At 62.5% G+C, this 20,972-nt stretch carries 16 protein-coding genes; 13 read left to right on the top strand and 3 right to left on the bottom strand.

Annotation, left to right across the window (positions count from 1 at the left end):
* Positions 1–7 precede the first annotated feature (7 nt).
* From tssC to tssA, 3 genes are read right to left on the bottom strand one after another with little or no spacing between them, the layout of a single operon-like run.
* Positions 8–1,504, bottom strand: coding sequence for a type VI secretion system contractile sheath large subunit (gene tssC, locus HBO41_RS24860; RefSeq protein WP_017135822.1), 1,497 nt, complete (start codon positions 1,502–1,504; stop codon positions 8–10).
* A 2-nt stretch (positions 1,505–1,506) separates the two neighbouring features.
* Entirely contained in the window at positions 1,507–2,013 is a 507-nt protein-coding gene (tssB, locus tag HBO41_RS24855; protein ID WP_017135823.1) for a type VI secretion system contractile sheath small subunit, read from the bottom strand.
* A gap of 54 nt (positions 2,014–2,067) precedes the next feature.
* Positions 2,068–3,087, bottom strand: coding sequence for a type VI secretion system protein TssA (gene tssA / locus HBO41_RS24850; protein ID WP_169988089.1), 1,020 nt, complete (start codon positions 3,085–3,087; stop codon positions 2,068–2,070).
* Between the two features lie 393 nt (positions 3,088–3,480).
* Here tssA and tagH point away from each other — a divergent pair, with 393 nt between their 5' ends.
* The 13 genes from tagH to HBO41_RS24785 all read left to right on the top strand — a co-directional run bounded on the left by tagH (position 3,481) and on the right by HBO41_RS24785 (position 20,967).
* Positions 3,481–4,803: a type VI secretion system-associated FHA domain protein TagH gene (tagH, locus tag HBO41_RS24845; RefSeq protein WP_017135825.1), complete on the top strand. Its 1,323-nt coding sequence runs from the start codon at positions 3,481–3,483 to the stop codon at positions 4,801–4,803.
* 56 nt (positions 4,804–4,859) lie between these two features.
* Entirely contained in the window at positions 4,860–5,369 is a 510-nt protein-coding gene (gene tssJ, locus HBO41_RS24840; protein ID WP_169988087.1) for a type VI secretion system lipoprotein TssJ, read from the top strand.
* Between the two features lie 16 nt (positions 5,370–5,385).
* Positions 5,386–6,720, top strand: coding sequence for a type VI secretion system baseplate subunit TssK (gene tssK / locus HBO41_RS24835; RefSeq protein WP_169988085.1), 1,335 nt, complete (start codon positions 5,386–5,388; stop codon positions 6,718–6,720).
* A gap of 6 nt (positions 6,721–6,726) precedes the next feature.
* The gene (locus HBO41_RS24830) at positions 6,727–8,016 is read left to right on the top strand and encodes a DotU family type VI secretion system protein (RefSeq protein WP_169988083.1); all 1,290 of its coding nucleotides are present in this window, start codon (positions 6,727–6,729) and stop codon (positions 8,014–8,016) included.
* Positions 8,013–11,513, top strand: coding sequence for a type VI secretion system membrane subunit TssM (gene tssM / locus HBO41_RS24825; RefSeq protein WP_186353551.1), 3,501 nt, complete (start codon positions 8,013–8,015; stop codon positions 11,511–11,513). Before HBO41_RS24830 ends, tssM begins: the two co-directional genes overlap by 4 nt.
* On the top strand, positions 11,510–12,163 hold the full coding sequence (gene tagF, locus HBO41_RS24820; RefSeq protein ID WP_169988081.1) for a type VI secretion system-associated protein TagF: 654 nt from the start codon (positions 11,510–11,512) through the stop codon (positions 12,161–12,163). Before tssM ends, tagF begins: the two co-directional genes overlap by 4 nt.
* Entirely contained in the window at positions 12,164–12,883 is a 720-nt protein-coding gene (locus HBO41_RS24815; protein ID WP_017135831.1) for a PP2C family serine/threonine-protein phosphatase, read from the top strand.
* Positions 12,880–15,858, top strand: a complete 2,979-nt coding sequence (locus tag HBO41_RS24810; RefSeq protein WP_169988079.1) for a serine/threonine-protein kinase — start codon at positions 12,880–12,882, stop codon at positions 15,856–15,858. Before HBO41_RS24815 ends, HBO41_RS24810 begins: the two co-directional genes overlap by 4 nt.
* Positions 15,858–16,562: an ABC transporter ATP-binding protein gene (locus HBO41_RS24805; RefSeq protein WP_017135833.1), complete on the top strand. Its 705-nt coding sequence runs from the start codon at positions 15,858–15,860 to the stop codon at positions 16,560–16,562. The genes HBO41_RS24810 and HBO41_RS24805 overlap by 1 nt, the downstream gene beginning before the upstream one ends.
* Complete coding sequence (locus tag HBO41_RS24800) at positions 16,562–17,746, top strand: ABC transporter permease (RefSeq protein ID WP_017135834.1); 1,185 nt, start codon at positions 16,562–16,564, stop codon at positions 17,744–17,746. The genes HBO41_RS24805 and HBO41_RS24800 overlap by 1 nt, the downstream gene beginning before the upstream one ends.
* On the top strand, positions 17,739–19,451 hold the full coding sequence (locus HBO41_RS24795) for an SUMF1/EgtB/PvdO family nonheme iron enzyme (protein ID WP_099550256.1): 1,713 nt from the start codon (positions 17,739–17,741) through the stop codon (positions 19,449–19,451). Before HBO41_RS24800 ends, HBO41_RS24795 begins: the two co-directional genes overlap by 8 nt.
* 84 nt (positions 19,452–19,535) lie before the next feature.
* Entirely contained in the window at positions 19,536–20,462 is a 927-nt protein-coding gene (gene tagQ, locus HBO41_RS24790; protein ID WP_017135836.1) for a type VI secretion system-associated lipoprotein TagQ, read from the top strand.
* 124 nt (positions 20,463–20,586) lie between these two features.
* Positions 20,587–20,967: a hypothetical protein gene (locus HBO41_RS24785; protein WP_017135837.1), complete on the top strand. Its 381-nt coding sequence runs from the start codon at positions 20,587–20,589 to the stop codon at positions 20,965–20,967.
* The last annotated feature ends 5 nt before the right edge of the window (positions 20,968–20,972 follow it).

Raw genomic sequence — 20,972 nt, 5'->3', positions numbered from 1 at the left:
CCGTTAGTTATGCGCTTTTTGCCGAAGGCAGTTTCGATACCAGGCGCAACGACACGGTCAGCCCTTCGAGCTGGTAGTGCGGGCGCAGGTAGAACTTGGAGTTGTAGTAACCCGGGTTGCCTTCGACGTCTTCCACGATCACCTCGGCGGCGGCCAACGGGTGCTGGGCCTTGGTGGTTTCGGTGGAGTGCGCAGGGTCGCCGTCGACGTAGTTGAGGATCCAGTCCTGCAACCAACGCTGCATCTCGTCCTTCTCTTTGAAGGAACCGATCTTGTCGCGCACGATGCACTTCAAGTAGTGGGCGAAGCGGCAGGTGGCGAACAGGTACGGCAGGCGCGCGGCCAGGTTGGCGTTGGCGGTGGCGTCCGGGTCGTCGTATTCGGCCGGTTTCTGCAACGACTGGGCGCCGATGAACGCGGCGAAGTCGGTGTTTTTCTTGTGCAGCAGCGGCATGAAACCGTTCTTCGCCAACTCCGCTTCACGGCGGTCGCTGATGGCGATTTCGGTCGGGCACTTCATGTCCACGCCACCGTCATCGGTAGGGAACGTATGGGCCGGGAGGTTTTCCACTTCACCGCCGGATTCCACGCCACGGATGCGCGAGCACCAGCCGTAGTGTTTGAACGAGCGGTTGATGTTCACCGCCATCGCGTAGGCGGCGTTGGCCCAGGTGTACTTGGAGCTGTCGGCGCCGTCGGTGTTTTCTTCGAAGGCGAAGGCTTCCACCGGGTCGGTTTTGGCGCCATACGGCAGGCGCGCCAGGAAGCGCGGCATGGTCAGGCCGATGTAGCGCGAGTCTTCCGATTCACGCAGCGAGCGCCAGCCAGCGTATTCCGGGGTGGTGAAGATCTTGGTCAGGTCGCGCGGGTTCGACAGTTCCTGCCACGAACCCATGCCCATCACGGTGGGCGAAGCAGCGGCAATGAATGGCGCGTGCATGGCGGCGCAGACCTTCGACAACTCACCCAGCAGCTCGACGTCCGGTGGAGACTGGTCGAAGTAGTAATCGCCCACCAGGCAACCGTACGGTTCGCCGCCGAACTGGCCGTATTCTTCTTCGTACATCTTCTTGAAGATCGGGCTCTGGTCCCACGCCGTGCCCTTGAATTTCTTCAGGGTCTTGTGCAGTTCAGGTTTGGCGATATTGAGCACGCGAATCTTCAGTTGCTCGTCGCTTTCGGTGTTGTTGACCAGGTAGTGCAGGCCACGCCAGGCGCTTTCCAGCTGCTGGAAATCCGGGTGGTGGATGATCTGGTTGACCTGGGCGGTGAGCTTGGCGTCGATGGCGGCGATGATCGATTCGATCGATTTGATCGCGTCATTGGAGACCAGGTCCGTCTGCGCCAGAGCCTGTTCGGCCAGGGTACGCACGGCAGTTTCCACGGCTTCGCGGGCACGCTCGGTCTTGGGTTTGAATTCTTGCAGCAGCAGGTTGGCGAACTCGCTGGCTTCTTCGGTAGCACCCAGGATCTGGCTGCCTTCGCGGGCGGTATTGTCGGTCATGATTACTGGTCCCCTGCTGGCTTAGGCGCGCTGGCAAGTGCCTGAAGCAGTGCCGGGTCCTTGATCGCCTTCATGATGATTTCTTCAGCGCCGGTCTTGCCGTCCATGTAGGTCAGCAGGTTGGCCAACTGGGTGCGGGCTTCGAGCAGTTGCTTGAGCGAATCGACTTTGCGGGCCACGGCGGCCGGGCTGAAGTCGTCCATGCTTTCGAAGGTGATGTCCAGGCTCAGGTTGCCTTCGCCGGTCAGCTCATTCGGTACGTGGAAGGCTACGCGTGGCTGCATGGCCTTGAGGCGCGAGTCGAAGTTGTCGACGTCTACTTCAAGGAACTTGCGATCAGCCACAGGCGCCAGCGGCTCGGCAGGCTTGCCGGCGAGGTCGGCCATCACGCCCATCACGAAGGGCAACTGGACCTTTTTCTCGGCGCCGTAAAGCTCGACGTCGTACTCGATCTGCACTCGAGGCGCACGGTTGCGCGCGATGAATTTCTGAGAACTTTGCTTCGCCACGTTGCTGCTCCTGGTCGCTTGAGCGACGGTGTTGTTACTGCACAGTCCGGCGGCTTATTCGCTTTCCGGGCCGCGCAGGTTTTCAAATTGGGACATGCCGTCGGGGATCAGGTTGCGCACGATGGCCGCAAAGTCGGCGTGCACCAGATGCTTCGCCCGGTTCAACAGCACCGGCAGCGGGCTCGAAGGCTCGTGCCGGGTGTAGTACGCAAGGATCTTGTCGAGGCTGCGCAGCACGTCATCGCGGGTGGCGATGTCGCCCGTTGGGCGCGGTGCTGCGGGGGCAGCGGCGAAATCGACCGAGGGGGCATTGTCTTCACTGACAGCCTCGGGTTCGCTGCTGCCTGCAGGGTCGGGTACGGCTTGATTGAGGATCTGCAGCGCCTGCTTGAGCGGTTGCTTCAGCAGGCTCAGGTCTACGCCCTGGGCCGAGCCGACCTGGTCGTTGACCTGTTGTTCGATGGCCTCGCAGGCGGCACGCGCGGCACTCAAGGCGTCGCGCGTGGCTTGCAGTTGTTCGGAGTCACTGTCGAGGAACGCGGCGTTGAGTTGCTGGGCGCCGAGTTGCTCATCCGGGAAGTTCGACAGGCCGCTGGCGTTGAGCGCCGCGCGCAGGCTCACTGGCCCAAACGTGCGCGAGCGCGTGAGGATGCTCTCGCGCAGCAAGCGTATGGTCGCGTCGCTGGTCAAGCCGGACAGGGCGTTGATGCGCACGGTGGGGTCGTTATCGTCGTCGGCATCCAGGCGCGGGTACAGGTCGGCCCAGTATTCGCGCAGCAGCGCGTTGATCAACGTAAGGACTTCGGCAAGCCCGGCCACACCCTGGAGGGCGAGGGAGCTTTGCAACAGGAAATGGGTGATGCGCAGGTCTTTGCTGCGTTGCAACAAATCGAGGCTTTGCTGCTGGATGCTACGCCACTGCGGGGGTTCGGCGGGCAGGATCGAGTCGCCCATGCTGCGCTCGGGTTGGCCCTTGGCGTCACGTTCCAATTGAAGGAATTGCGCGTCATATTCCATGTCTTCACCACAGGGCGAAGTCGCGGAAACGGCGGCGAGCAGCAACGGCACATCCACTTGATTCGATCTCCTTATCAGCCCGTTAGACGGCGGGCAATGCATGCATAAGTTACGCAATGAACTTTGCATGTTTTCTTGGTCATATACTCAGTGCGCCACTATTGCGCCATCACTTATGTTCAAGAAGTTGTGCATTTTTGGTGTAGTAGTTACGCGTTGTCAAGGTAAGCTACTCGCCCTCTGTGACAGATGTGCGGTGTTTAACACACTGCGCGACTGACGGGTCTGACGGCGGCCCAGGACAGGGTTTTTGTCACAGAAGCCGGTTAAGATCAGCAATCATGCTGACAAAAGCAGATTTTACGGTCGTTTGCACGACTTGGCAGGGCGCTTGCGGGAGGCGCCCTCCCTTGGAATAGGCCGCGCGCGATGTATCAGCAAGGAGGCAAGATGTCGCTGTGTTTGACTATCACTAGTTATCACAAGATTACCCCTGGGCAATGCCCTGAAAAGTCCATGGATCAGGGCGTGATGGCTATTGGCCGCAATTCCGACAATGACTGGGTACTGCCTGACCCAGAGCGGTTAGTCTCCTCGCAACATTGCGTTATTCAATACAAAGATGGCCGTTACTACCTAACCGATAACAGTACGAACGGAGTGGAGCTGGTTAACGCCGGCATCCGAATGCGTAGAGGGAACAGCGAGCCGTTGCAAGATGGCGAGTTGATCCGCATCGGCGATTACGAGATCCAGGCACGTATCGACTTCAACGTGCAGGCGCTTGATAGCCAGCCGTTCAGCGGCGATTCGCCGAACAGTTTTGAAGCGCTGATGGGCGCGGTGGCGAACAAGCCTGCACCTGCACCTGTGATCGCGCCGCAGTTCCAGGGCGCCTCGTCGATGGACACGCTGCCGGACCTGTTCGACTTCCTCACTCCGACCACCGTGCCGCCGCCAACTGTGGCGGACCACGTACCCAGCGAGCAGCACGATTTTCGTCCGCCAACGCCGGTCGCGGTGCCTGTGGTCGAGCAACCCGTGGTGTCGGGCTCGGTTATTCCTGAAGACTGGGATTTGTTCGGCGACACGCCCGCGCCCGTTGTTGCAGCGCCACAGCCGGTTGCACCACCTGAACCGCCAGCAGCGCCGGTCGTCCAGCCAACCGCCCCGGCCATCACCCAACAGCCCGACTTGCTGCAAGCCTTCCTGCGCGGCGCCGGGCTGGACCAATTGCGCCTCGACAAGGCTCAAGCCGAAGCACAAATGGAAAGCATCGGCCGCAGCTACCGCCTTATGGTCGAAGGCCTGATCGACGTGTTGCGTGCCCGCGCGAGCCTCAAGGGCGAGTTCCGCATGCAGCAGACGATGATCCAGCCGGCTGAAAACAATCCGTTGAAATTTGCGCCGAATGCTGACGAAGCCTTGCTGCTGCTGCTTCGTCATGGCAACCAAGCGTTTATGGCGCCGGACGTCGCCGTGCGCGAGAGTTTCGACGACCTGCGCGCTCACCAACTGGCAGTAATGGCCGGTGTGGAAGCGGCGATCAAACACCTGCTCACGCGTTTTGAACCGGCACAGCTGGAAGAGCGCATGGGCAAGCCCGCCGGGCTGTCGAGCCTGTTCAACGGCTCGCGCCAGGCGCAGTACTGGCAGCAGTTCACCGAGCTCTACAGCAATATTTCCCGTGAGGCCCAGGAAGATTTCCAGGACCTGTTCGGTCGCGAATTCAGCCGAGCATACGAAGAACACAGCGCACGACAGCGACGCTAAAACGCGCCGCAATAATGGATAAAACGGATAGCTAAGTACGTCATTGAGGACGCAGGATGATTCCCAGGTTTTTACTCGCAGCCGCCACCGCGCTGTTGCTGACGGCGTGTGCCAAGGACGCGGTCAAACCCGAGGTTACCGCTGAAGCCGAAGCGGGCACTGCCGCAGTCGAGCTGCACTTTCACGCCATTGCCGGGCTAAACCCCGGTGCCAACGGCCAGGCTGCTCCGGTGCGGGTGCGCATTTTCGAACTGAAAAACGCCGCCACCTTCAGTCGCTCCGACTACTTCGCCTTGGCCGATCGCGCGCAATCCACCCTTGGCCTGGACCTGCTGGACCAGGATGAAGTGATGATCCGACCCGGCCAGCAACTGAGCATCCAGCGCGACCTTGACCCTTCCACACGCCAGATCGGCTTGTTGGTGGGCTATCGCGAGCTGGACCGCGCGCAATGGCGCACGGTGCTCACGGTTCCGGCGCGCCAATACACCGAATATCAGATCAGCCTCGATGTGCGCGCCGTACGCGCCGACGTCGTGGTTCCCCCATCCAGCCCTGCCCAATAAAACCCTCGGAGCCCCCATGTCCTGGAACAATCGCGTGGTCTGGTCGGAAGGCATGTTCATCGGAACGCAGCACTTCCAGCAGCATGACCGTTACCTGGAAAACCTCATCGACGCGCGCAGCCGACCGTTGTCCGCCGGTGCCTGGGGCTTTTCCGAGTTGCTTATTGATCAGGGCCTGCTGGCCCAGGGCAAGCTGGCGATCGTGTCGGCGCGTGGCCTGTTGCCCGACGGCACGCCGTTCAATATTCCCCAGGACGACTTGGCGCCGAGCCCGCTGAATATCGACGACAATCTGCGCGACGGCCTGGTGTACCTGGCCTTGCCGCTCAAGCGCGCCGGTGCGCGAGACACGGTGGATGAAGGCGAAGCGCTGGAAGCGGCACGGTACGTCAGCCAGGTGCGCGAAGTACGCGACGACAACGCGCCGTTTGAAAACCGCGCGCCAGTGGCTGTGGGTTCCCGAGCGCTGCGCCTGTTGACCGCGCAGGATGGCATCAGTGACTACGCCGCCATCGGCCTGGTGCGCATCAAGGAAAAGCGTGCCGACCGTGCATTGGTGCTCGACGACACGTATATCCCACCGGTTTTGGACGTGGCCGCGAGCAAACCACTCACCGCCTTTCGCAGTGAACTGCTCGGCCTGCTGCACCAGCGCGGCGAAGCCCTGGCGGGCCGCGTGGTCGCCTCGGGCGCGGGTGGTGCTTCGGAAATTGCCGACTTCATGCTGCTGCAGTTGGTCAACCGGGCGCAGCCGCTGATCCAGCATTTGAGCCAGTTAAGCCCGCTGCACCCTGAGCGGTTTTTCAGCGAGCTGGTGAGCTTGGCCGGTGAGTTTTCGACCTTCTCAACCTCGGGTCGCCGCCCTCAGGAATACCCGCAATACCAGCACGATGACCTGATCCTGAGTTTCGCCCCGGTGATGGCGGCCCTGCGTGAAGCGCTGTCGATGCTGATCGACAGCAAAGCCACGCCGATCCCGATTGTGGAAAAAGCCTATGGCATCCACGTGGCCATGCTCGCCGACAAAACCCTGCTCGACAGCGCCAGTTTCATCCTCGTGGTACACGCCGACGTGCCCGGCGAAACCCTGCGCGCCCGCTTCGGCCAGCAGAGCAAAGTCGGCTCGGTGGAGCACATCCGCGACATGGTCAACCTGCAATTGCCAGGTATCGGCCTGCTGCCGTTGCCGGTTGCGCCACGCCAGATCCCGTACCACGCAGGCAGCACCTATTACGAGCTGGACCGTGGCAGCGAGCACTGGCAGCAACTGAACAACTCCGGCGGCTTTGCCTTCCATATCGCCGGGCAGTTCCCGGGCTTGAACCTGGCCTTCTGGGCGATCCGAGGATAATTGGCGATGCATCCCAATGATGATGACCGCACCCAGTTCATGCCTCGCCCAGGTGGTCGTGCACCGGAACCTGCACGTGCCGAACCGGCGCCTTTGTCGATGCCGGCCGCGCCGATCCTCACCGGCAAAAGCCAAGGCCTGAACCCGTTGGAAAGCGCCGCCGGGCCGCTGTTGGCGCTGTTGACGCGCCTGCGCAACACCATCGCCCATCCGGCGCCGGCCAGTTTGCGTGCGCAGTTGCTGGCCTACCTGCGCCAGTTCGAAGAGCGCGCCGAAGCCGCCGGTGTGGCGCGCAACGAAGTGCTGCTGGCGCGTTACGCGCTGTGTACGGCGCTCGATGAAGCCGTGCTCAGCACGCCGTGGGGCAGTGCCAGTGACTGGGGCAAGCAGAGCTTGTTGATCACCGTGCACAACGAAGCCTGGGGCGGCGAAAAAGTCTTCCAGTTGCTCGACCATTGCCTGCAAAGCCCGCGTGAGCGCCTGTACCTGCTGGAGCTGCTGTACCTGTGCATGTGCCTGGGTTTTGAAGGCCGCTACCGCGTGATGAATGACGGTCGCAGCCAGCTGGAAGCCTTGCGTGAACGCACCGCCGCAGCGATTCGCAGTGCGCGTGGTGAGCACGAACGCGAACTCTCGCCGCATTGGCGCGGCGTGACGGTGGCACGTGATCGCCTCGCGCAATTCATGCCGCCGTGGATCGCTGTGGCCATCGGCCTGGCGCTGCTGCTGGCGTTGCTGTTTGGCTTGCGCATGAAACTGGCGTCGGATGCGGAGCCGGTATTCAAGAATATCCATGCCCTGGGCGAGATTCCGGTGCAGGCCATCGACCGCCCGGTGGCGCAGCCCAAAGTCATTGAGCGGCCGCGTCTGGCCGGCTTTCTCGTGGAAGACATCAAGGCGGGCCGCGTGGCGGTGGAAGACAAGGTCGACCGCTCCGTGGTGACGATTCGCGGCGATGAACTGTTCGCGTCTGCCAGCTCCAGCATCCGCGATGACTTCGAGCCACTGATGCTGCGCATCGCTGACGCCATCCGCAAGGTCAAGGGCCAGGTCCGCGTGACCGGGCACAGCGATAACCGCCCGATTGCCACGCTGCGCTTCCCGTCCAACTGGGCATTGTCCGAAGCGCGGGCCAAGTCGGTGCTGGACATCCTGGCGGCCAAGACCGGCCAGGCGGATCGCTTCAGCGCTGAAGGCCGCAGCGACACCGAGCCGGTGGCGACCAACGTCACCGCCGAAGGCCGTGCCCGCAATCGTCGGGTTGAAATCACCGTATTGGCGGAGGGCGTCGAGTGAAGGCGTTTTTCAGTTTCATGATTCGCTGGGTGATCCCCGTGCTGGGCCTGATTGCCCTGAGCCTGATCATCTGGTTTGTGGGGCCGTTGCTCGATGTGCTGGTGCCGGAAGGGCGGCGCTGGGTGTTGATTATCTTGGTGTTTGCGCTGTGGATCGCCTACCGCGTAGTGCGCATTATCCAGGCGCGCCGCCAGGCCGCCGAAGTGATGCGCAGCCTCGCCGCCGAAACCCCGGCCGACCCCAACAGTGTCGCCACGGCCGAAGAGTTGTCGACCTTGCGCCAGCGCATGGACGAAGCCCTGGCATTGCTGAAAAAGGCCAAGCTCGGCGGTGATGAGCGCCGCAATCTCTATGAGCTGCCGTGGTACGTGATCATCGGGCCGCCGGGTTCGGGCAAGACCACCGCGCTGGTCAATTCCGGCCTGCACTTTCCACTCGCTGCGCAGTTGGGCGCCGGTGCTGTGCGCGGCGTTGGCGGTACGCGCAATTGTGATTGGTGGTTTACCGACCAGGCCGTTTTGCTCGATACCGCTGGCCGCTACACCACCCAGGACAGCAACTCCACAGTGGATAAAGCCGCGTGGCTGGGCTTTCTCGATCTGTTGAAAAAGCAGCGTTCGCGTCGGCCCATTGATGGCGCGTTTATCGCCATCAGCCTCTCGGATCTGCTGCTCGGTACGGAGGCCGAACGCGCCGCCCATGCGGCGGCGATTCGCCTGCGGATCCAGGAGCTGTACACCCAATTGGGCGTGCGTTTCCCGATCTACCTGATGCTGACCAAGCTCGACCTGGTGCCAGGCTTCATGGAGTTCTTCGACAACCTGAGCAAGGAAGACCGCGCCCAGGTGTGGGGCATGACCTTCGCCCTGGACGACGGCAAAAACAGCGACAGCCCGCTGGCCCATCTGCAAAGCGAGTTTGCGGGTCTTGAGCAGCGCCTGAATGAGCGGCTGGTGGAGCGCCTGCAACAGGAGCGTGACCCGGCGCGGCGTGACCTGATCTACGGCTTCCCGCAGCAGTTCGGCGCGTTGAAAGATTGCCTGCAAAGTTTCCTCGAAGGCGTGTTCAAACCCAACGCCTTCGAAGAGCGCGTGTTGCTGCGCGGAGTCTATTTCACCAGCGGCACTCAGGAAGGCAGCCCGATTGATCGCTTGATCGGCGCCATGGCCCAGAGCATGAATCTGGACCGCCAGCACCTGGCACGACAGAGCGGCACCGGGCGCAGTTATTTCATCGAAAAGTTGTTCACCGCCGTGGCGTTTGCCGAGCGTGGGTTGGTGGGCGTGAACCCGAAAGTCGAGCGCCGCCGCAAGTGGATTGCACGCGGTGTGCTGGCCGCTACCATCGCCCTTGTGGTGGTGGTCAGTAGCCTTTGGTGGGTGAGTTATCGTGCCAACCAGGCGTATATCGCCCAGGTTGACCAGAAGGTTGCGCCGCTGGGCCAGACCGTACAAAACCTCAGCCCGGCGCAGCGTGAAGTGCTGGCAGTGTTGCCGCTGCTCAACGCGGTGAAGAACCTCGCGGGCGATTCGCCGAGCTGGTCCGAAGGCCTGGGCCTGTATCAGGGCGATATGCTTGAAGCCGAATCCGCCAGTGTCTATCGCAAGCTCTTGATCGCCGTGTTCGCGCCGCGACTAGTGACGCGCATCGAAGAGCAACTGCATGGCGGCGGCAATTCCGACTTCCTCTACGAGGGCCTCAAGGCCTACCTGATGCTCGCCGATAACGAGCACTACGACCCGGACTTCATCAAGGCCTGGGTCGCCCTGGATTGGGACCGCAACCTGCCGCGTGACCTGCCGGCCGATCAGCGCCAGGCGTTGACCGGGCACTTGCAGGCGTTGTTCGACCGCCACCCGCCGAATGCGCGGCTGGACCCACGCCTGATCGATGACCTGCGTCGCCAACTGCAACAGCTGCCGGTGGCGCAACGCGTGTACGACCGGGTCAAGCGCCAGAAGCTGCCCGAGGGCATCCCCGACTTTCGCCTCAACGAAGCCGCCGGCCGCGATGCTGCGTTGGTGTTCAGCCGTAAAAGCGGCAAGCCATTGGGCGAACCGTTGAGTGGGTTCTTCACTGCCAAAGGCTATCGTCAGGCGTTCCTGCTCAGCAGCCTGAACCAGACTGGCACGCTCGCGGAAGAACAATGGGTGTTGGGCCGTGAGCAAGCCGATCAGCAGAACGTGGTGAGCCTGGCCGCCGACGTGCGCCGCCTGTACTTCCAGGACTACCAGCGCCAATGGGACGCCTTGCTCGCGGACATCGACTTTGTGCCGATCACCAGCGTGGCCCAGGCGGCCGATGTGCTGCGGGTGATTTCCGGCCCCACTTCGCCGCTTAAAAAGCTGCTGGTAGCCGTGGCCAAAGAGACCGATCTGCAAGCTGAAGAACGCCAATTGGCCGCCAAAGGCGTGCCGGTGGAAGGCGGTGTCGACAAGCTCAAGGAACGCCTCGGCAGCCTGCTCGGCCAGGAGCAACCAAGCGCTAATGCACCGCAAGCGGCGGACGATCCGGTGACCGCGCACTTTGCCGAACTCAATAGCATCGTCAGCAAAAACGAAGGCGAACCGGCGGCCATCGACGGCCTGTTGGCGGACATGAACGCGCTGTATGTGCAAGTCAGCGCCATGGTCGGCGCCAGTGGCGACGCCTTGCTTGGCGAGGCCAAGAACCAGGCGGCCGCTGCGGCCACGCGGGTCAGCTTGAATGCCGAGCGCCAGCCGCCGCTGGTGCAGGGCATGGTCAAGTCGGTGGTCAACTCCACCACCAACAGCATGATGGGCGGGGTGCGTAACCAGCTGAATGCGGCGTGGGTGAGTGAAGTGGTCAACGTGTATCGCCAGTCTCTGGCGGGGCGTTATCCGATGTCGCCGGGCAGCGCGCGGGACGCCACGCTCGATGACTTCGGCCAGTTCTTCGGCGTTGGCGGGGTGATGGATAACTATTTCCGCAAATACCTGCAGCCTTACGTGGATACGTCCGCACAGACCTGGCGCTGGCAGCCGGGCGCGGCGCAGAAGCTTGGGATCGCGCCGGGCGTGCTGCAAACCTTCCAGCGTGCGGCGGCTATTCGTGACGCGTTCTTTAGATCGGGGGGCACCCAGCCGATCGTGCGTTTCGAGCTCAAGCCGGTGTCGATGGACCCGACCATCACCCAGTTCCTGCTCGACCTCGACGGCCAGCAACTGAGCTACGACCACGGCCCAAGCCGGCCGGTAGCGATGCAATGGCCGAACCCCGGCAGTATCGGCGTGGTGCGTATTTCGATCACGCCGCCGTCGGCCAGTGGCCGTTCCGGCGTGACCCTGGACGGCCCATGGGCATGGTTCCGTTTGCTGGAGCAATCGGACCTGAGCGCCGGCAATTCGCCGGACCGCTTCAACCTGCGTTTGCGGGTTGATGGCGCGAGCATCGCCTACGAGTTGCGCGCCAACAGCGCCTTCAACCCGTTCAAGAGCCGCGTACTCAGTGGCTTCAGCCTGCCGGAGCGGCTATGAACACGCTGGGCTTCTACGGCAAGTTGGCCAGCCGCGGTGACTTTGTCAGCCGCGCCTTGCCCCAGAGTTTTATCGGCCCGTGGGACAGCTGGCTGGCCGCAGGTTTGCTCGCCAGCCAGAGCAGCCTGGGTGGCGATTGGCTAAACGTCTATCTGGTCAGCCCGTTGTGGCGTTTTGTGCTGGCGCCGGGCGTATGCGGGCCGGACGCGGCGGCAGGCGTGGTGATGCCAAGTATTGATCGGGTCGGGCGCTATTTCCCGTTGGCCGTGGTGGCGTTGCTTGATCACGACACTAACCCGGCGTCATTGGTGGGTGGCCCGGATACGTGGTTTGAGCAGGCTGAAGAGCTGTTGCTCAGCACCCTGGATACTGGCGCCACGTTTGAACGTTTCAACGATGGCGTCGACAGCCTGGGCATCCCGGCCAGTGAACCGCGCGCGGTAGACAGTCGCTTCGCGGGCCTGCAGCGGGTCGCCGCCACCGTGCCCCACAGCCGCATGACCGCACTGGCCGAGCAGGCTTGTGAGGGTGCCAGCCTGTGGTGGGGCCGTGGCTCACAACGTATTTCCCCAGGTTTATTGCGGTGCCAGGGTTTGCCGGCTGCCGGCGATTTTGCGCAGTTTTTGCTCGGACAAGAAGGTGTGGTGTAGATGGGGGCGACGTTTAAATCCGCGAGCAAAAGCCATGTGGGCATGGTGCGCCAGGTCAATGAAGACGCGTGCCTGGACCTGCCGGAAAACCGCCTGTGGGTGGTAGCCGATGGCATGGGCGGGCATGCGGCCGGCGATTACGTCAGCAGCTTGATCGTCGACAGCCTGCGCAACGTGCCGGTGGGGCGCTCTCTCGATGAATACTCGGCGGCCTTGCGCAATGACCTGATCCGCATCAACGCCACGGTGCGTGAAGAAACCGCCAACCGTGGCGTGAGCATGATGGGCAGCACCGTGGTGGTGCTCGCCGCACGTGGCCTGCGTGGCGTGTGTTTATGGGCCGGCGACAGTCGCCTGTACCGCCTGCGCGAAGGGCAGTTGGACAGCATTTCGCGCGATCACAGCTACGTGCAGGACCTGCAAGACAGCGGCCTGCTCAGCGAAGCCGACGCGCGCGTGCATCCTCGCGCCAATATCGTCACCCGCGCCGTGGGCGTGGAGGCGCAGCTGGAAGTGGCGGTGACTGACCTGCTGATTTCCCCCGGCGACAGCTACCTGCTGTGCAGCGATGGCCTGAACAAGACCGTCGAAGACCATGAAATACGTGAAGTGCTGAGCCACGACGCGCCGGACGAAATCGTGCGCAGCCTGGTGCACCTGGGGCTCAACCGTGGCGCGCCGGACAATATCACTGCCATTGTCGTGAAGGTCTCGCCATGAACATTGTGATCCCTGGCTACGACATCGAAGGCGAGATCGGCGAAGGCGCCATGGCCAGCGTGTACCTGGCGACCCAGCGCTCGCTGGAGCGCAAGGTGGCCTTGAAGGTGATGGCGGCGGCGCTGGCGGCCGACCCGAGCTTCTGCGAGCGCTTCCTGCGCGAGGGCAAGACCCTGGCGCGCCTGTCGCATCCGCACACGGTGACCATCCATGACATCGGCAATGTCGGTGAGCTGTACTACATGGCCATGGAATACCTGCCCAACGGCACGCTGAAGGAGCGTATCGCCGCCGGCCTGACGCCGGAGCAGGGCGTGACGCTGATTCGCCAGATCGCTTCGGCGTTGGGCTATGCGCATGCACAGGGTTTGGTACACCGCGACGTCAAACCAGCGAACATTCTGTTTCGCGCTGACGGTACCGCCGTGCTGTCGGACTTCGGCATCGCCAAGTCCCTGGACGATCGCACCCAGTTCACCCAAGCCGGTTTTGCCGTGGGCACGCCGAGCTATATGAGCCCGGAGCAGGCGCGTGGCCAGGAAATTGATGGCCGCGCCGACCTGTATGCGTTGGGCGTGGTGCTCTACGAAATTCTCGTCGGCAAGCTGCCGTACAGCGGCACCGATGCGCTGTCCACTGCGCTGGCGCATCTGACCGAGCCGCTGCCGGAACTGCCGGTGCACCACGGGCGTTATCAGGAGGTGCTGCGCAAGCTGTTGGCCAAAGACCCGGCCGAGCGTTTTCCGGATGCGGCGGCGTTGCTGCGCGCGCTCGACCAACTGCCCGCGGATCCGCCGGAAGCCACGCTGGTGCGGCCGTTACCGATTCCGCTGAGTTTTGACTTGGCCGGAATGACGCCAGTGTCCATCGAGATTCCGACCGACAAACCCCAGCCGCAACCGGTGCGTCAACCGGTGGTAACTCCCACGCAACACCGCGCCGTGTCCGAGCAGCGCCGTGGCCCGGTGCTGGCCCTGGCCGCTGTCGCTGTGGCGGTTGCACTGGCTATTGGTGGCGCCAGTTACTGGTGGCTGAGCGGCAGCGATGAACCTGCCAAACCGTCTGTCGCCGTGGTGCCCAAGACCACACCACCGCCGGAGGTAAAGCCGGTGGTGGCCGAGGCGGATGGCGGCCAGCGGCCGTTGCTGATGGCCGGTAAAAAGACCTTGTTCCAGCGCGTGCTCAGCAAGCCGGGCGCCAAGCTGTCCCATGATGCCGGTGGTGCAGCAGACGAAGCCCTGCCGGCGTTTTCGGTGCTCTATGTTTACCAGCGCAAAGACATCGACGGCAGCCCGTGGGTGCGTGTCGGCGCCGCAACCGATGGGCGTAGCGATGGTTGGTTGCCCGCCGCTCAAGTCAGCGACTGGAAGCAAAGCCTGGTGCTTAAGTTTACCGAGCGCTCGGGCCGGGCGCCGGTGATGTTCCTGCGCCAATCGGCGCAGGTGGAAAAGCTGTTGGCTGATCCCGCCGCCGCCAAAAACGTGTTGGCCAAGGCGCAGAAGAACCGCGAAGACAATCAACAGGTGCTGGCGCTTGAGCCGACAGCCAGTGCTGTGCCGCAAAACCAGTTTTACCTGCTGCCGATTTTTGATTCCAAAGAGAGCTTCGACGAAAACGGCCAGCCGGTGCAGTTGCTCAATGTGGCGTCCATCGACCCGGGCAGCGCGGCGGCCAAGCCGGCCACCAAAGCAATCGCCGCAGACGCTTTCCGCACGGCCGTGGTGTTAGTGGTCGACACGACGGTTTCGATGCAGCCTTACATCGACCAGGTTCGCGATGTGGTGCATGAGTTGCAAACTCGCATTGCCGAGCGCGGTGAGCTTGATAGCGTGAGCTTCGGGCTGGTGGGCTTTCGTAACAGCATCAAGAAAACCCCTGGTTTGGAATACGTCGCCAAGACGCTCATCAGCCTTGATCAGGGCCGCGACCCGCAGCGCTTCCTCGATATGGCGCGCCAGGTCAAAGCGTCCACGGTGTCCAGTCACTCGTTCAATGAGGACGCGTTTGCCGGGGTGATGCAGGCGGTCGATGGCATGGATTGGTCTGGCTACGGCGGGCGCATCATTTTGCTGGTCACCGATGCCGGCGCGCTGCGCAAGAACGACCCGTTCGCCGCCACCCAGATGAACGAAGCCGAAGTGCGCCAGGCGGCACTCGGCAAGCAGATCAAGATTTACGCCCTGCACCTGCGTACCGATGCCGGCAAGAAAACCCACGCCGGTGCCGAAACCCAGTACCGCGTGCTGACCGCAGACGCCAACCCGCAGATCGGCGACCTTTACACGCCGGTGCCCGGGGGTGATGTACACAAGCTGGGCGAGCGGGTTGATGAGATTGGCACAGTGTTCGCCAACCTGGTGCACCAGGTACGCAGCGACACACCGCAACCGGTGCCGCTGCTGAGTAGCGCGCCGAGCCTGGCGGATAAATCCGCAGCAGTCGGCTACGCCATGCACATGGACTTCCTCGGCCGTAAAACCGCCAGCCAGGCGCCGCAACTGGTCAGCGCCTGGACCGCCGATCGTGACCTGACCAATCCGGCGCTGCCGGCGTTCCAGGTGTGCGTGATGCTCACAAAATTGCAGCTAAACGACCTGCAGCAATCGCTGAAACTGATCGTGGATGCCGCGCGTAAAACCCAGACCTCGCCCAAGGATTTCTTCCAGGAAATTGCCAGCGCTTCAGCCTATATGAGCCGTGACCCGCAGGCCCTGCGCAAGGGCGGCAACCTGGCTGACGGTGGCCTGCTCGGTGAATACCTGGAAGGCCTGCCGTACCGCAGCAAGTCGCTGAACATGACCCAGGACTTGTGGTTGTCGCTGAGTGTGGCCGAGCAGGAAGACTTTATCGACGAGCTGGATTCGAAAATCCGCCTCTACGAAACCTTTCACAATGATGTGGCCAACTGGGTCCGTTTCGGCGATGCCGAGCCGGGCGATGCGTTGTACCGCGTACCGTTGTCGACGCTGCCGTAATGCTGAACTTGAGCGCGGTGCACAAAAGCCGGGGCACGGGAAACCAGCGTTACAGCCTGGTGATTCCGGCCTTGCAGCTGCGTGCCGGTGAGCAGTTGGCGATTATCGGGCCCAGTGGCTGCGGCAAAAGCACTTTGCTGGATTTGCTCGCGCTGGTGTTGGCGCCGGATCAGGCGGGCCGGTTTGAATTTGACAACACCGATATCGGCGGGCTATGGCGTGCCGATCAGCAATCTACCCTGGCTGCGCTGCGCAGCCAGCACTTGGGTTACGTGCTGCAAACCGGCGGCCTGCTGGGTTTTCTCGATGTGCGAGGCAATATCGCCTTGTCGCGGCAATTGCTGGGTTTGAAGGATGACGGCAGCGTGGCGCGCCTGGCTGAACAGCTGGAGATCAGTGACCAGTTGGCGAAGAAACCGGCGGACCTGTCGGTGGGCCAACGCCAGCGCGTGAGTTGCGCCCGTGCCCTGGCCCATGCGCCGCAATTGGTGCTCGCGGATGAGCCGACCGCGTCGCTGGACCCACTGAATGCCGAGCGCGTGATGCAGGCGTTGCTGGCCCAGGCCCGCGAACACCGTGCCGCCTGCGTGATCGCCACCCATGACGAACCCCTGGCCCGCGCCAGCGGCTTGCAGGTACGGCGCATCGGTTGCCGCCGCGACCCTGATGGCGGCGTCACGGCCACGCTCGGGGAGGTGTGCTGATGCGCATCGGCTTGGTGGCCTCGCTGGCCTGGCAGGATTACCGCAATGACGCCTGGCTGTCGGCCTGTTCGGTGCTGGCGCTGGTGGCGGTGATCGCGCCGCTGCTGGTGTTATTTGGCCTGAAATTTGGACTGGTTGGCAGTTTGACCGAACGCTTGGAGACCGATCCGGCCACCCGTGAAATTATCCCATTGGGCGGTGGTCGATTCAGCAGCGAATTTATCCAGCAGCTAGGTCGGCGCAGCGATGTGGCCTTTGCCGTGCCGCGTACCCGACAAATTGCGGCGACCGCGCAGGTGGGCACGCTGGCGTTGGAAATGCTGCCGACGGCGGCGGGTGACCCGTTGCTCAGTGGTTTGCCAATGCCCAAGGGCCTGGACCAGATCGTGCTGAGCCACACCGCAGCCGAAAAGCTTGCGGCGCGGCCTGGGGATTGGCTGGAAACCCGCTTTGCGCGGCAAGTGGCGGGGCGCGTCGAAGCCCGCAACGCGCGCCTGCAGGTGCTGGCGGTGTTGCCGTTGGAAGCCTTCGCCCGTGACGGCTTGTTTGCTGATTTGGGCTTGCTGGAAGCGGCGGAAGATTACCGCGATGGCCGTGCCGTGCCGGTGTTGGGCTGGGACGGGGATGAGGTCGGGTTGAACGAGCAGCGTGTGTACCCGGCGTTTCGTCTTTACGCACGCAACCTTACTGATGTGGAGCCGCTGCGGGTGTATTTCGCCGGGCAGAATCTGTTGGTGTCGACCCAGGCACAGACCATCGCCCAGGTGCAGTCGTTGAGCCGCAACCTGTCGTTGGTGTTCTGGATTATTGCCGGGCTGGCCTTGGTCGGGGCGTTTGCAGCGATCTTCGCCGGGGCGCTGGCGGCTGTCGCGCGCAAGCGGCGGGAATTGTCGGTGTTGCGCCTGTTGGGGTTTTCCACCGGCGCACTGTTGTTGTTTGTGGTGTTGCAGGCGCTCTACAGCGCGGGGTTTGCCGCCGTGCTAAGCGCCGGGCTGTATGGCCTGGCCGAGGCTGCTTTGAATAAACTATTTGTGCAAGGGGCGGGCGAATATGCCAGTCACCTGCTGGCGCGTCACTACGTCCTGGCCCTGGTTGCAATCCTCGGCGTCAGCGCCGTGGCGGCGGCCTGTGGCGGTTGGCGAGTGGCGCGGATCCAGGCTTCTGAAGGAATCAGAGATGTATAAGTTACTGGGCGCCTGTGTGGCGCTGAGCCTGGCCTCGTTGGCCTGGGCCGATGAAGCGAGTGACAAACTGGATAACCCCAAGCCGTTGCCGGATGACGTGAGCCTGCCGCTGCCCTGCGAAGGCAATATGGTGTTCCGCTACGCCTACGTGCTGGCCCAAGGCACGCTGGATGACCGCGAGATCAGCCTCGGTTACCCCTTTGCCGAAGGCGAGGCGGGTTATCAGCAATCGTTTATTTCCGGCTACCGCCGCGACTTTATCAACGGCCAGTTCACGCTCAAGGATTTGCCAAAGGACTGGAACAAAGTCATCGCGCCGTTGATGCCGAAAACCGACGCCAAAACTCCGCTCAAGCCGATGCTGTATTTCATCGGCAAGTACGAAGTGACTGCCCGCCAGTATGCGCAGGTGATGTCCCAGGCGCAGTCGCTGGCCAGCGGCGAACCGGCTCCAGCCTGTGATGCGCCGACCGGCATGGCCGCACGTTTGCCCAAGGTAAAACTATCGCGTTTCGAAGCTGAACGTTTCTCGGCGGTGTACAGCGCCTGGCTGATGAAATACCACCGTGAGCTGCTGCCGGTGAGCGGCCGCGGTTCTTCGGCCGACGACGGCGGCCTGGGTTTTGTGCGCCTGCCCACCGAAGTGGAATGGGAATACGCCGCACGCGGTGGCCAGGCGGTGAGCCGTCAGGAACTGGAAGGGCGACTGTTCCCGCGCCGCGTCGACGGCAGCGAGAGCGACGGCCCGCTGGGTGATTACGCGGTGTTCAACCAGGTTGCCGGCGGCACCGGTCAGGCTGCGCGCTTGATGCCCATCGGCACCAAACTGCCCAACCCGATCGGCCTGTTTGACGTGATCGGCAACGCAGCGGAAATGGTCCAGGAATCGTTCCAGCTGGTGCATGCCGGGCGCCGCCAGGGCACCTACGGGGGCTTTGTGGTCAAGGGCGGCAACTACCTGGAAGGCGAGGGCACGCTGTTTACCGGCATGCGCCGTGAGTACCCGTTGTTCGCTGCCGATGGCACTGAGCAAAGCAACGAAACCACCGGTTTTCGCGTGGCGATCGGTGCACTGTCGGCGCCGCGTTCGCGCTACAAGGAGCTGTTCGACCAGTGGCAGAAAGAAGGCCGCCTGGCGTCGCTGACTGACGCCATCGATGACGCCCAGGACCCGACCAAGCGCCTGGACAGCATCATTGCCGCCAGTGTCGACCCCAAGCTGCAAGCCGAACTCGGCCTGGTCAACGAAGAGCTGAAACGCAACGTTTCATTGATCGCCCAGCAGCGCGAAGAAGCCGCGGGCAACCTGATCCAGTCGGCCGCGTTGGTGGCCGAGACCATCAGCAATTACAACATCCGCCTGGCCAACCTGCAGAAGAGTCGCCAGCAGGCCAAAGACAACAAGGATGAGGCCAGCGCGCAGCTGTTCGACATGGCCATCACCAATGGCCGCAGCGCCCTCGACGGCGCAGTGGCGATTTACATCGACAACCTGGCCACCGGCACGCGCTACACCGATGCGGTGATCCAGGCCCAGTTTCAAAGGATCAAGGAAGAGTTGGATCGCAAGCCAGTGCTCGGCAAGAGCCTGGTGACGCGCGCGACACTGTTCGTTCGCCATGTCGGCAACTACCGCAAGCAACAGCGGGCCGACCCGGCAACGATCTTGAAGGAATTGCTCGCAGCGAGCGGTCAGCGGTCTTGACCGCTGGTTGTATGGCGAGCTTGGAAAGGACTCAGGCGGCGGTGGGCCGTGCTGGGCAAGTCAAACTTAAAAGAGAACACACCTATGCTTTTTTCCCGTAAGGCGGTTTCCAAGCGTCACCTGCTGCTGATCGCAGCTGGTTTCAGCACCGTGTTGACAGGTTGCGCCACGTCGCCGGCTTCCAAGGTCGCGTCGAGCACCAAGGTCGAGTACTACCCCAACTGCTACGAGCCGGTGCAGCACTTGCGTGCAACCGATTCGAATATGACCAAGTCGGTCGTCACCGGTGCGGCGCTTGGCGCAGCCGGCGGTGCATTGCTGGGCGCGCTGACCGGCGACTCCGACAAGCGTGGCCGTAATGCCGCCATCGGTGCAGCGGGCGGCGCCCTGGCGGGTGGCGCAGCGGGTTACTACACCGAGCGTCAGAAGCAGATCACCGATGACAACCAGCGCATCGCGTCCTACTCCACCGACTTCAATAAAAGCGCGTCCGACATCGACCGCAGCACGGCCTACGCCAAGGCGTCCCAGCAGTGCTATCAGAGCGCATTCACCAAGCTGGTGGCCGACCGCAAGGCCAAGACCGTCAACGACACTGAAGGCCGCAAGCGCCTGGCGGAAATCGTGGCTGGCTTGAAAGAGTCCAATGACCTGATCGTTGCAGTGAACGGCAAGGCCAGCGAAGACTTGAACAACTACACCCAGGCTTACGAGCAAGATCTGAAACAAGTGGGTGTGCAGCGTGCTGACGTAGTGACCGTGGCCCAGGCCGACACGACGCCGCAGGTGGTGCCGGCGAAGAAAGGCAAGACGCCTGCCAAAGTCGCCAAAAAACCGGTGCTGCCAACCGTGCCGAAAGAAGCGGTGACCACCGAGAAGAGTATTCAGACCGTGCAAACCAAGCAGGCTGAAAGCAAGCAGGTCGCCAGCGCTGGCAAGGCGCAGATCGAAGGCACCTGCCGCGATCCGAACCTGGCCGACTGGGCGCCAGTGCCGTGCCCTAACGTTTAAGCAACATGTTGCTATAAGCGTTAAACGCCTGCCGATCTCCTGCTAAAGCGCGAGATCGGTGGCGTTCTGCCGGTAAATCGTTACACTGCTGCGGCCACTTAATAAATACACTGAGGCTGTGTGCATGAAATTTCGTCTTCTGCTGTGGGTGCTGGGCCTGATGATGGGCAAAGCCAGCCGCACCAATCCTGCCTTTCAGCAACAGCTGGGTGATAAAGACCTGGCGTTCCAGTTGCAGACCCTCGACGGCAAGGTTGCCCGTCACTTCATCGTCAAAGACCAGCGCATCACCAGCCGCTCAGGTGTTCACCCGGCGCCAGCCTTTGCTATCGCCTTTAAAGATGCCGCCTACGGCTTCGCCACGATGCAGGCGAAGAACAAGCAACTGGCGTTCATGACGGGGATTCAGGACAAGTCGATCCAGATCAAGGGCAACCCGGCGTTGGTGATCTGGTTCCAGGGGCTGACCAAGTATTTGAAGCCGCGTAAAAAAACAGCTGGTTAGCTTTC

The sequence above is a fragment of the Pseudomonas sp. WS 5146 genome (genome assembly GCF_012985495.1).
GTDB lineage: Bacteria > Pseudomonadota > Gammaproteobacteria > Pseudomonadales > Pseudomonadaceae > Aquipseudomonas > Aquipseudomonas edaphica.
This window is presented reverse-complemented; position numbering and strand designations above follow the sequence as displayed.

What these genes read in the sequence shown, in the direction of transcription:
- tssC (WP_017135822.1), bottom strand. Translation starts at nt 1,504, where the DNA reads ATGACCGACAATACCGCCCGCGAAGGCAGCCAGATCCTGGGTGCTACC.
- tagH (WP_017135825.1), top strand. Translation starts at nt 3,481, where the DNA reads ATGTCGCTGTGTTTGACTATCACTAGTTATCACAAGATTACCCCTGGG.
- tssJ (WP_169988087.1), top strand. Translation starts at nt 4,860, where the DNA reads ATGATTCCCAGGTTTTTACTCGCAGCCGCCACCGCGCTGTTGCTGACG.
- tssK (WP_169988085.1), top strand. Translation starts at nt 5,386, where the DNA reads ATGTCCTGGAACAATCGCGTGGTCTGGTCGGAAGGCATGTTCATCGGA.
- HBO41_RS24830 (WP_169988083.1), top strand. Translation starts at nt 6,727, where the DNA reads ATGCATCCCAATGATGATGACCGCACCCAGTTCATGCCTCGCCCAGGT.
- tagF (WP_169988081.1), top strand. Translation starts at nt 11,510, where the DNA reads ATGAACACGCTGGGCTTCTACGGCAAGTTGGCCAGCCGCGGTGACTTT.
- HBO41_RS24815 (WP_017135831.1), top strand. Translation starts at nt 12,164, where the DNA reads ATGGGGGCGACGTTTAAATCCGCGAGCAAAAGCCATGTGGGCATGGTG.
- HBO41_RS24810 (WP_169988079.1), top strand. Translation starts at nt 12,880, where the DNA reads ATGAACATTGTGATCCCTGGCTACGACATCGAAGGCGAGATCGGCGAA.
- HBO41_RS24805 (WP_017135833.1), top strand. Translation starts at nt 15,858, where the DNA reads ATGCTGAACTTGAGCGCGGTGCACAAAAGCCGGGGCACGGGAAACCAG.
- HBO41_RS24800 (WP_017135834.1), top strand. Translation starts at nt 16,562, where the DNA reads ATGCGCATCGGCTTGGTGGCCTCGCTGGCCTGGCAGGATTACCGCAAT.
- HBO41_RS24795 (WP_099550256.1), top strand. Translation starts at nt 17,739, where the DNA reads ATGTATAAGTTACTGGGCGCCTGTGTGGCGCTGAGCCTGGCCTCGTTG.
- tagQ (WP_017135836.1), top strand. Translation starts at nt 19,536, where the DNA reads ATGCTTTTTTCCCGTAAGGCGGTTTCCAAGCGTCACCTGCTGCTGATC.
- HBO41_RS24785 (WP_017135837.1), top strand. Translation starts at nt 20,587, where the DNA reads ATGAAATTTCGTCTTCTGCTGTGGGTGCTGGGCCTGATGATGGGCAAA.